The organism is Dyella sp. 2HG41-7 (assembly GCF_021390675.1).
Taxonomy (GTDB): domain Bacteria; phylum Pseudomonadota; class Gammaproteobacteria; order Xanthomonadales; family Rhodanobacteraceae; genus Dyella_B.
In genome coordinates, this window is the sequence record NZ_JAJEJV010000004.1 from 2,053,825 (window position 1) to 2,065,660 (window position 11,836).

5 protein-coding genes are annotated in these 11,836 nt (G+C 60.6%); 1 reads left to right on the top strand and 4 read right to left on the bottom strand.

The features are described 5' to 3' along the window. Positions 1–25 precede the first annotated feature (25 nt). Genes recD through recC form a run of 3 tightly spaced genes read right to left on the bottom strand, consistent with a single transcriptional unit; the run spans position 26 to position 9,133 of the window. On the bottom strand, positions 26–1,999 hold the full coding sequence (gene recD, locus L0U79_RS10465) for an exodeoxyribonuclease V subunit alpha (RefSeq protein WP_233842218.1): 1,974 nt from the start codon (positions 1,997–1,999) through the stop codon (positions 26–28). Continuing rightward, positions 1,989–5,645, bottom strand: coding sequence for an exodeoxyribonuclease V subunit beta (gene recB, locus L0U79_RS10470; RefSeq protein ID WP_233842219.1), 3,657 nt, complete (start codon positions 5,643–5,645; stop codon positions 1,989–1,991). Before recB ends, recD begins: the two co-directional genes overlap by 11 nt. Further along, the gene (gene recC / locus L0U79_RS10475) at positions 5,642–9,133 is read right to left on the bottom strand and encodes an exodeoxyribonuclease V subunit gamma (RefSeq protein WP_233842220.1); all 3,492 of its coding nucleotides are present in this window, start codon (positions 9,131–9,133) and stop codon (positions 5,642–5,644) included. The genes recB and recC overlap by 4 nt, the downstream gene beginning before the upstream one ends. Before the next feature lie 413 nt (positions 9,134–9,546). Between recC and L0U79_RS10480 the strand changes: the two genes are divergently transcribed. Then, the gene (locus L0U79_RS10480; protein WP_233842221.1) at positions 9,547–11,145 is read left to right on the top strand and encodes an MASE1 domain-containing protein; all 1,599 of its coding nucleotides are present in this window, start codon (positions 9,547–9,549) and stop codon (positions 11,143–11,145) included. 27 nt (positions 11,146–11,172) lie between these two features. Here the strand turns inward: L0U79_RS10480 and L0U79_RS10485 are convergent, their stop codons facing one another. Then, positions 11,173–11,643 (bottom strand): hypothetical protein, encoded by a 471-nt coding sequence (locus tag L0U79_RS10485; protein WP_233842222.1) that lies wholly within the window; start codon positions 11,641–11,643, stop codon positions 11,173–11,175. Between the last annotated feature and the right edge of the window lie 193 nt (positions 11,644–11,836).

Consider the following 11,836-nt stretch of genomic DNA (forward strand, 5'->3'; position numbering starts at 1 on the left):
CCAATGCGGTCGAGTCGCATAGCCGCTACATGGGGGGCAATCGCTCCGCCAACCCGGAGTAGCGCCGCGTGCGCTGCGCCAACGCCTGTTCGATCGAAGCACGGCTTGCGATGAGCGTGAGCCAGCGTCGCGCACGGGTAACTCCGGTGTACAACAACTCGCGCGTAAGCATGGCTGGTGCGTCGTCCGGCAATATTAGGGCTGTGTGTTCGAATTCGGATCCTTGGGATTTATGCACCGTCATCGCATAAACCGTTTCCACCTCGCCAAGGCGCGAAGGCAGCACACAACGCACCTGTGCGTCATCGTCGAGCGGTGCGGTCGACGCCGCGCCCCGCGTGACGGGAAATGCTACATACAGCCGAAGTTCCCCGTCGACGCCCCGCATTCGCAACGCGATGCCGATATCCCCGTTCATAAGGCCGAGGCTGTAATCGTTGCGCGTCATCATGACGGGGCGGCCTTCGTACCAGCCGCGATCCGTATCGATAAGACCGGCCGCAACCAGCGCCGCCGCAACGTCACGGTTCAAACGCTCAGTACCAAATGGACCCTGGCGCACCGCGCACAGCAATTGAAAGCGATTGAAGGCTTCCAGTACGTCGTGCGCCCATCGACGGTAATGCGCGCTATCCGCATCGAGAGGTGGGCGTTGCTGCTTTAGGCGCTCGAGATAGTAGCGAAAACTTTGCGGTGCATGATCTGTTGCTCGCGACGAAAACCAATCGGCATGACCGTCTACCATCGATGGCGCGATCATGAGGGCGTTGGTGCTGGAAGAAATCCAGGCGATATCGCCGGGCGGGGCGTCGAGCAACTGATCGACCGCATTCGCATCGCCATGGTTCACGGCGGCAGCAAGTCGACCGATGCCGCTTTCCGCGCCGAAACGATGACTGCTACGCAACATGGCGACATGTTGATCGAGCGGTTGTGCGTCTTCCCGAACAAACGACGTGATGTCGTCGCCGCTCACGAGGCGCAACCACGCTGCGGTTGCAGCGTCGTAGTGGCCATCCTCGGCGCGCTGCCCCAAATCGCCGAGCACGGCGCCGGCTTCCACCGATGAAAGCTGATCCTTGTCGCCGATAAGAATCAAGCGTGCATGAATGGGGAGCGCATCGAGCACCGCGGCCATCATTTCTAGGTCGATCATCGACGCCTCGTCGATCACCAACACATCCACATGCAGAGGATGTTGCGCATCGTGCGTATAGCGGCGGCTGTCGGGGCGTGCGCCAAGCAGACGGTGCAAGGTTTCCACTTCAAGCGGTATCGCCTCGCGCACGTGTTCATCGACGTCGAGCGCGGCGATTTGTCGAGCGATGGAGGCGTTCAGTCGTGCGGCAGCCTTGCCTGTGGGCGCGGCCAGGCGAATACGTAGAGGCGTAGCCTGCTGGCGTAATTGCAACGTTTGCAGCAAGCCGAGCAAGCGTACGACGGCGGTGGTTTTTCCGGTTCCGGGTCCGCCTGTGACGACACTGAAAAGCCCATGTGCCGCAAGGGCGCACGCGACGCGAGGCCAGTGGACGGGGTTGTCTTGCTGAACGGGGAAAAAGCGCTGCAATTCGACGCGCAGGGCGTCGTCTGGCGTTTCGACAGGGCGAAGTCGCGTTGAAATGCCAGTTGCCACGCGACATTCGTACTGCCAGTAGCGACGCAAGTACAAACGATGGCGATCCAGTACAAGGGGCGCATCCAGCGGTAGACCTTGAGAATCGGCAACTAAGGGCGATGCGGGAGCTGATTCGGCGGCAAGCATGCCTACCCATGAGGCGGGCCATTCCTGCGCTGTCGCCAACGCATCCAGCGCTTGCAGATCGAGACAAGGGTGACCGTCGCCAAGCTGTCGGCTCGCCAGCGCAGCCATCAATAACAGCGGCGGTTCGGCGTTCGGATCGCATTCGGCGATAAAGCGTGCAAACGCGAAATCCAACGCACGCAGCACGCGTCGTGACACGGCGTCGGCGATCATGGCGAGCATGGTGTCACGCGACATTCGCGGATGCTCCCTGCGCAAACAGTCGGTCCATGGCGTCGATCAATGCAAACGGCAAGCGCTCCGCATGAACGCCGTGGCCGGACGAATCGATGCCGCGCAAATACAAGTAAAGAACGCCGCCCATATGGCGCTCGTAGTCGTATCCCGGAAGTCGCGCGCGAAGTTGGCGATGTAGCGCAAGCGTATAGATCGCGTACTGAACGTCGTAGCGTGCTTGCAGCGTCGCCTCGCGCATGGCTTTAGGCGTGTAGGCCTCTGCGCTGTCGCCCAGCCAATTGGATTTGTAGTCGATCACGTAGTAGCAACCGTCGTGTTCTACGATTAAATCGATAAATCCTTTGAGCATGCCGTTCAGGCGATTCGGGGGCAGCGAAGGGCGTTTCGCGCCGGCGAGCGTGTGCCGGGTGATCAAGCGGTCGAGTTGCGACGTATCCACGTGGTTCGCTTCGAACCAGAATTCGAGTTCGGCCTGGAAGTGCTTGCGCTCGGCGATATCGGCAAGCGCAAACGAATGGCCACCATTCCATACGAGTGGTGTGCGCAGCAGGGAAGGCAGCCATTGGCTAAGCGGTGTTATCCATGCCTGCCAGTCGCGACGTTGGCAACGGCGGGCTATCTCTTGCGTCAAACCGTTGGTGTTTTCCACGACGGATGAAAAGCCCGCGTCGGCCACCCACTCCAGTAAATCGTGCAGAAACGTGCCCGGTTCCGCGCCACGGGGAAAGGCATGCATGCCGTAGTTATTGTCTGCGGCGATTCGGTCCATAGACTCGCGACCGGTCTCCGCGAGCACGTCTTGCGTCGCGGTGTCCGGTGCGGTTTGTCGCGCCGAATCGGTTTCGCCATGCGTCAGCGCGCTGTAGCTCGCGATCCACCAAGGTTCCGGAGCCGACAACGTATAACGTCGCGCTTGCCATGCGCCGGATGCGTGGCGTTGCGGGTGATAGACGCGTACGCCGGCGGACTCCTCGGCGACATGCAGAAGTATCTCGCTCGGATCTCCGCCCAGTGTCGCGAGTCGTGGCATAAGATCTTTTGGCTCGACTTGTTTTCCGCCTGATAGCAAATAGCCGAATGCCGTGCGATGGAATACCGGTGTTCGGCTGCGACCGTCTACAACGCATGCCACGCCGAGCCAGCATGCATGCTCAGCGCGCGTAAGCGCGACGTAGAGCAATCGCAAATCTTCCTGCAAGCGTTCGCGTTCCACACGTCGTTGCGCGTCGTCGTCTGGCAACAGGTCGATCCAGGTGCGGCCCTGATCGTCATGCCACGGTTGGACGCTACCCTTGGGCGCGTCTTGAAAACGGCTGACGAAGGGCAGGATGACGACCGGATATTGCAAGCCTTTTGATTTGTGGATGGTGATGACTTTGACCAAGTCGGCTTCGCTTTCCAGACGTACAACCTGTTCTTCGGCGGTGTCCGTATCGCGTTCTTGCGCGCGCGTTATTTGCGAGGTCAGAAAGTGGATCAGCGCATGCTCGCCGTCCAAATCGGTCGCTGCGTGTTGCAGCAGCTCCGCCAGATGTTGCACGTTGGTGAGCACGCGCTCGCCATGCGATTTAGTCAGCAAGCGCGCGGGCAATTCGAAGGTGTGAATCAAATTGTGCAGCATGGCGAGCACGCCATGCCGCTGCCACTGCGCTTGCAGAGAACGAAGCTGATTTCCGCACCATTCCCAATAACCTTCGTCGTGATTGAGTCGGTCGAGCTCCGCCAGACTTCGTTCCATGGTCGCGCTGGCGAGTGCCGCGCGCATGGCGCGGTCGGAGGTGGGCGCGGCGCATGCTTGCAGCCATAACAATACGTCCGGCGCTTCATCCGATGCGTAAACCGAATCGTTTTCCGAAAGGTACACGCTCGCCACGCCGCGCTGCCGTAGCGCTGCGCGGATGCAAGCGGCTTCCCGCCGGTTGCGCACCAACACGGCGATTTCGCGTGGGCGCAGCGCCGTTTGCGCACCTTGCGCTTCAACGAAACCGCAGCGTCCGGCCTGCGCCGATTCCAGCAAGTCAACGATGCGCGCGGCCGCGTGAGCGCCAGCGGCATCCAGGTACGTGCCGGTGCTCAGCGGCTTGTCTCCCTGGAACACTTCCATATGCAAGGCTGTGATGGGTTTGCCGTTGTAGTGCAACGTGCGTGACGTGCCTGCGGCGAGAATGGGCTGGAAAGGTACGCTATGTGCGCCGTGACCAAACGCGAACGCGCCTAACGGCCATTGATCGGCGTGTTGGAAGAGTCGATTCACGGCGCCGACGAGCGGTGCGGTGGATCGATAGTTGGTGGTCAGCGTCCAGGTCGGGAATAGCGCTTGATCGCGCGCCTCCAGATACGTGTGAATGTCCGCGCCGCGAAATCCATAGATCGCTTGTTTGGGATCGCCGATCAACAACAGATTGGTTTCTGAGCGGTCGGCATAGATATGGTGGAAGATGCGCCACTGCAGCGGATCGGTGTCCTGAAACTCGTCGATCAATGCAACGGGATACTGGTCGGCGATCGTGTCGGCGAGTTGCGCCCCGTGTGCGCTTTGCAATGACGCGTCGAGCTGGCGCAGCATATCGTCGAAACCGGGTTTTGCCTGGCGTTCGCGAATCTGATCGACGCGATCGGCGATCCACGGAATGGCATGCGCAAGCAGCAGTGGAGCAAGTGGCGGCTCAATGTTCCATGCGTCGAGTAGCGTTTGAACGGCTTCGAATGCTGGATGCTTGAGTGGTGCATTGCCTTTGCTTATCGCACTGTCCAGCTTCGCCTGCGTATAACGTTCGAGCAATGCTTGGTCGGCATCCAGTCCGCTGGCCCATTCGCGTAGTGAATGTAATTCCCGCACGACGGTATCGGGTTTGAAGATGGATTGTTTGAGAACTTTGGTTTGTACGGCGGTGTCGAGCATCGACGCGATCGCGTCCGCATCCGCTCGCCAAATGGCGCGAGCTGCGTCTTCCGCCTGACGGCGTGGCCCATGATGGCTACGCAATGTTTCGGTGAGATCGTCGACGGTCGGCAGCGGATGTCCCTGAATTCGAATGTGGCGTACAGGCTGACGCAGCAAAGGGCGCAGAGCGCTTTGCAAAGCCTGCGGACTGCGCCAAAGCGCCGCAACGCACGCGGCATCCGTTTCGTCGAGCGGTGCGTAGAAGCAACGCCAATAGTCGCGCACGGCTTCGGCAAGGCGAGCATTTTCATCGGCGATGTCGTCGACCGAATCGCTGCCTTCGAAAGCATGCTGGGCCAGCATGCGCTGACTCCAGCCATGGATGGTGTAGATGGCCGCTTCATCCATCCACTGCGCCGCCAGTTCCAGTTGACGCGCAGCCGCCGCGCGTTCGTCTGCGCTCGGGTACTCGCCGATCAGTCGCTGCAGGAATTCATCGGCGTCACGGGGATCTCGAAACGCGGCGGCTGCGGTGGCGAGACGTTCGCGAATGCGTTCGCGCAGCTCCGCCGTGGCGGCGCGGGTAAACGTCACCACAAGTATTTGTGCCGGCAAACGCGGAGGCTGTCCGCCATGGCCGAGCACCAGGCGCAAATACAACGCGGCTAGCGTCCAGGTTTTACCCGTGCCGGCGCTGGCTTCAATCAGGCGAATGCCCTGAAGAGGTACGCACAAAGGGTCGAGCGGCGTCATTGCACTCATGCGTCGCCTTCCAGTGCCGCGGCATCAAGAAGCGGACGATAGAGCGGAAGCCAACGCTCGAAGCCATCGGCATAGAGCGCAGCGAAGTTTCGCCAACTGCGCGCGAGATAAGGGTCGCGTGTCATTTCGCCGGGGGGCGCTTGCGGTATGTCGCTTCCTTCGTAGCCGCTTTGCGCTGCCTCGTAGGGTGGCTTTCCGTTTCGTTCGGCCAACAGCCATGCGTAAGCGGTGCGGCGAGAGATCGGCAAGGGCGCTTGCATACCTTGCTTCCACGCATCGATGAGTTGGCCAAGCAGCATCGCAGCTTCGTCGCTTGCAATAGGTTTCAGCACAACGGTGCCGTCGGATGCAAGGAAACGAGTGCTTAGAGCGATGTCGTCGGCGTTCGCGAGAAGCTGAAGCACCCAGGCTGGAAGAAGTTTGTCGTAGCGAATGGCTTTGCCGTGGCAGATGCGACCAGCCAACGGCAACAACCGCACGTATTCCGCTCTGGCATCGGTGCGCAGATCGTCGCACCAACCTTCTACGGTTAAATCGTCATGCGTGTGACTGAATTCCTGCGCGGACATTGTCTGCGGCCACCGCGTGATAGCGGTGAGCCATCGCTGCAGAACGCGCTGCACGTCGGCGCTGATATCCTCCATGAGGAGCGCACCGAACCCTCCGGACGGCAGAGCGCCTTGTTGCCGTAGATGTTGTGCGGCATCGGCGAGTGCGGGTTTGGTTTGCGCATGGTCCGAAGCGAGGGCGTTTTCCAATAGCGCTTGCGTTGCGGCGTAATTTTCCAGCCCGTCCAAGGAAAATGGCTCGTCATCTTCAAGACCGGTGTCGAAATCTTCGAATCGCACCTTCAGGCGTTCGTTATAAAAGCAAGCGGCGGGTTTCGTAAGAAAACGTTGCAGTGCGCTAACAGGCAATTTGGATTCGAATTGCCAAGGACTGAGTGGAGCCGTCTCAACCTCAGCGGTGGCCTTGCGGGCGCGCGCCCATTCCGATGCATAACTAAACCAAGGCGTAGCCGGATCGCTGTTGAAGTAGCGTTCGCTGAACGCTTGCAGGGGATGTGTGGTGGTGATGGTGTCGAGCGTACGTTGGCGCGATGCTTTGTCGTCGGCGTCATGAGAAGCGCACCATCCGGCGGCAAGGTAATCGCGCAACTGACCGACCAATACGGAAGGCGGCAGTTCGCTATTGTCGCGCACGCTATGACCGACCCAGCTGATGTGAAGTACATCGCGCGCCGAAAGCATCGCTTCCAGAAACATGTAGCGATCGTCTTCGCGTCGAGAACGATCGCCGGGACGATATTGCCCTGCATAAGCCATCAAATCGAAATCCGGCGGCGACATGCGGCGCGGGTAATCGCCGTCGTTCATGCCTAACAAGCACACCACGCGAAATGGTATGGCGCGCATTGGCAGCAGCGTGCCGAAATTCACCGCGCCACCCATAAAGCGTTGCGACAGATGATTCTGATCGATGGCCTGCAACCAGTCTTCGCTCACGATGGAGAGCGGAATGGCTTGAGCGAAGCCCGCTTCGTGGCAGGCGTCGAGCCAGGTGTCGAGCGCGTCTTCCAAGCGGTCGATGCGTAGTGTGTCTGCATCGTCGCCGCGCGTATCGAAGCAATCGCGCAGCAGATGGCGCAGGCGTTCGCTCCATTGCGCGGGCGTGGCTGGAGAAGCGAACAACTGCCAGTAGTGTGCCAAGGTATCGAGTAGCTGACTCAGTGGACCAATCAGCACGGCGTCCAGGCCGCCCAGATCGGCGTAGGGCGCGATGCCGTTGAGCGAAGGGCCGTCGCCGGTGGCGTAGCCGAGCAGCATGCGCCGCACACCGAAGCGCCAGCTGTTTTGTTCGTCGGGCGGAAGACCGAACCGCTGTTTTTGCTTGCCGTCCAATCCCCAGCGTATGCCGGATTCCACAATCCATCGACGCAACGTAGGGAGGTCGTCTTCGGCCACGCCGAATCGGCGGCGCAGCGATGGCACATCCAGCAAGTCCAGCACGTCGCTGGCGGTGAAGCGCGATTCGGCGATACCGAGCAGACGCTCCAGCGCGGTCAGCAGCGGCGAGGCGCCGCGTCCCGGTTGATCGGCCACGCTATAGGGCAGGTAACGCGGATCGTCGGGGGCGATGCGTCCGAAGACCGCTTGCACGTGCGGCGCGTAAGTTTGGATATCCGGCACCATCACCATGATGTCGCGCGGCGATAACGGCCGACCTTCGCGGGAAGCCTGTTCGAACTGCGCAAGCAGCTGGTCGTGCAGAATTTCCACTTCGCGTTGCGGACTGTGCGCGATATGAAAGTGCAGCGATCGCGTCTCGGGCAACACTTTTCGTTGCACTGGATCGGTGGGTACGGGCTGCAGATCCAACACGGCCTGTTGCACCTGATGCAGCAGGGTATCCGTGCCTACGTTTTCAAACAAATCGATGCTGCGCTTGATGGACGCGAAATGGTGACGGTAGCGCTCCGGTTGATCGAACGCGTCGAGCTGACGAATAAAATCGCGGCCTTGCTTGCCCCACGCGGCCAGCAATGGATTGGCATGCAGATGCAGATCTTCGTAGCGCGGTTCGGGCGGCAACCCGGGTTTGTTGGCGTGTCGCCGGTGTTCGGCGAGCAACAGCTCGCGATCTTCGATGATATCGGCCCAGTAATGTCGACACGGGTTGGTGACCAACAGCAAGACCTGGCTGTATCGCGCCAGCGCCGTGAGCGCCTCCAACACCTGCTGCGGCAATGAGGTGATGCCGAAGACCACGATGCGCCGCGGCAGGGTCGTTGCCGTCAATTGGGAGGACGCCATGTGTTGCATAAAGCGTTGGTGCACGCCTGCACGATGGCTGTTCCGTTGTGCCGAAGGAACATCGTCAAGCAGCCGCCGCCAGAGTTTGGGCTGCCAGCGTTGCGCGTCGGGCAGGTCGCTCACGCGATTGCGCAGGCTGTCGCGCAGCACATCGTTGCGGTGCTCCCAATCGTGCAGCCAGTCCGCGCGAAACACCTGGTATTGGTCGAATAGATCGGCCACCTGCATTGCGAGTCGGTATTGCCGTCGCCAGTCGCTGGCGTCGCCGAGCAAAGCCCGCAGCGATGCAAAAAGGGGTTCGTCCAGATGCTGCGGGAGCAATCGCAGCAATCGCCAGACCAGCCGGGACTTGTCGAACGGCGAGGTGGCCGGCACGCCGGTTTCGCCGAGGACGGCGCGGTAGGCGTTCCATAGAAATCGGCCGGGCAACTGCATGTCGACCGCGGCGCTGATGCCCATGCCGCCGGCTTCGATGGGGCGCGCCAGCGCCAGCTTCAGCCATTGGGCGATGCCGTTGCTCTGCACCAGCATCACCTCGTTCTCCAGCGGAAGCAGCGGGGTGCGCTGCAGCCAGGCGACGAGCAAGTCGCGTAGATCCTCCTGGCGATTGCCGTGAATCACCATCAGGCCAGGTTCGATCGCGTGAAGGTGAGGCTGTTGCTTGGATGCACTCACGGTGGGCTGCGCTTCCTTGTTGTTCTACTAATTGCTTCGGATGGGGTATGGCCACTTTGCCTTATCCCAGTCGCGCGGCCTGCGACAACCGTGCACGGGTGATGCGACGAGCGCCGGGAATTTTAGCCAGAATCAGGCGCGGCCGGTCCGAAGGTTCGGGCAGCTCGAAAATGCCTGCCGTCATCGACCTCATAAGGTCGTACTTTCGTAGTCGCGCCGATCCCTGTGATATGCATCGCAAAACGGAAACAAGCTGGAAACAAGATGAGACGCAATCCCCGCCAGAACCCTTGTGCGGCCTCGCGTTTCACCACAGTTTCACACCCCGCATCGAATCATCCCGCCGGTTGCAAGATCAAGCCGACATGTGGGGGTATGGGGCGGTCGTCGGTCAAAAATATATGGGGTGATCGATGGGGAAAGTACTTTGGGCGAACGTTTGGTTTCGTCATATCGCCATAGCCGTGACCTACGGGATCGCGGTGGTGCTGTTTCGAGAACTTTCGGTCTCGTACTGGATGATTCTCGCTGGGTTGCGCCTTAGTGTTTTCCTGTTGACGCCCTACCGTTACTGGCCTGCATTGATGGTCGGCGAATCGGGCTACTTTGTTTGGTTGAGCTACGAGTGCGCCGGCGTGTGGGGATCGACCTGGGCGGTCGCCAATCTCGCCCCACCCGCAGTGGTGCTTGCGCCGTTGATCTACGGCGTGCGGGAGCGCTGGCAGCCCATCAAAAAGAACGCCATCAACATGGGCGCCGTACTGACGTGCGCCCTGATGGTGTCGCTGGTGTCGATGCTGAAAGACCTGCTGATGGTTCGCCTGATGGTGCTGCCGACGGGTTACGAGCTCCACTTCGGCGAAACGGCGGCCCGTTATTTTATCGGCAGCTATTTGGGCATTCTGACCGTCACGCCTTTGGTATTGGCCGCTTATCAAGTCACCGTGCGCGGGGGCTGGCGTCAGTTGTACGCCAAGGTGGCTGCCAGCCGTCTCGTGTACGAAAGCACGTGTCTTGGGTTGCCGCTGCTGGCGTTTCTGTTGTGGATCGGCGCGTCCGCGCCTGCGCTTAGCGAAACGCGCCAGATGGTGCAGGTCGCGATGTTCTTGCCGGTGGTCTGGCTTGCGTTGCGTCATGGATGGCAGGGCGCCGCCATCGGCGGAGCCGTCGCCAGCTGCGCCGTCAAGGCCTTGATGCCCGCGCTTTACGATCACACCACCATCCAATCCGAAATTCTGGTGGCGTTTGCCATCTCGACCATGCTGTTGGCCGGAGCGCGAATCGCCGCGCTCGACCGGAGAGCGGAACAGGAGAGCGCCGATGTGCGCTCCGCGCTCGCGCTCGCGCAGCGTAATGTCTATCTCGGCGAAATGCAGATGCGCATGGCGTCGCAGACACTGGAGCAAGTGCGCGAAACGGTGCAAGTCGGTTTCACCATGGTGCTAGGACGGCTGCGCCATTTGCAGCCGGCACTGGACGACCGCGGCTATCAACGTCATGCGCTAGTCGCCCAAGAACAATTGCATCGGCTGGCCGACAGCTTGTATCCCACCACCATGCGGGAACGCGGGCTGCCTACTGTGCTGCGCGAAGGTGCGATGGCGCGGCTGCTCGACGAAGCCGGTGTCGCCTATTCGTGCGACGTGCGCGGTTCGCTCAGTCCGTTGTCGCACGCGGTGCGTATGACGATCTACCGCATCGTGAGCGATGTGATCGCCGATGCATGCTCGCGGCGAGACGTCAGCGATATTCGCGTGCGCATCCACGGCAAGGAAAAGGATGGGCGTCGTGGCGCGATGATCAGCGTGCATCTACGCACGGACCCTGTCGGCATTTCATTGGTGCACTGGGACGATCTGCTGGCCTACATCGCACGGACGACTAGCGGCTTGGGCTTGCGCTCGATTCAAGATCGCGCGGGCATTTTCGAAGGAAGCGTAAAAACGCGCACGTCCCCGGAGGGACGTTGCATTAGCGTATTTCTGCTCGATCCCATTTCCGGCGGCGGCTAGCGCCGCCGGTAGGTTTGTTCGCAGGATTCACGGCGAACCGGCGCCGCACTGCTCGGGATCCTGGCAAGTTGCCGCAGTATTCGCCGACGCGGCATTCAGTGTGGTGATTCCGCTGGTTTGCGGCGTTGCAGTCAGAACCATCGAGCTGTCGCGATAGACCGTGGTCGCTGCGCTCGTTGCGGAAACCGACGGCGCGTGCGCGGCACTTTGCTGTGGCGTGGCCACATATTGCGAAGCGTTGCCGATGGGCAACGTAATGAATTGGCCGCCCGCCGTACCCACGGCGCCAATCACGTTGCCATTGAGGTCGTTGACCTGCACGTATTCGATACCGTTCAACACAAACACATAAACGTGCCAATGCGGACTCGCGCTAACGTCCACGGCATTCGGCCAAGCCTGGCCCAAACCCGTGGTGGGCGGCGCCGCAGCAGCGGCCACTCCGGACAATCCCATTGCCAGAAACAGGCCGAGCGTGGCACGAGTTATTTTTTGCATGATGTTTTCCCCTTGCGATGGTGAACGTTGAGTTGCCGCAATCTAGCTCCGTTTCGGCATGGAAACGGTGATGAATAAACCGCCCAAAAGGGAGGGGCGTTCAGCAGGCCACAGAGATATGTGACGGGGTTGTGAAAATGCCTGCGGCGATTTAACTGGCGGAGGGGAACTCATCCAATACGTTGGAGTATTG

Excerpts from the sequence above, each read along its gene's own strand:
- L0U79_RS10485 (WP_233842222.1), bottom strand. The coding sequence starts at position 11,643 with ATGCAAAAAATAACTCGTGCCACGCTCGGCCTGTTTCTGGCAATGGGA.
- recD (WP_233842218.1), bottom strand. The coding sequence starts at position 1,999 with ATGTCGCGTGACACCATGCTCGCCATGATCGCCGACGCCGTGTCACGA.
- L0U79_RS10480 (WP_233842221.1), top strand. The coding sequence starts at position 9,547 with ATGGGGAAAGTACTTTGGGCGAACGTTTGGTTTCGTCATATCGCCATA.
- recB (WP_233842219.1), bottom strand. The coding sequence starts at position 5,645 with ATGAGTGCAATGACGCCGCTCGACCCTTTGTGCGTACCTCTTCAGGGC.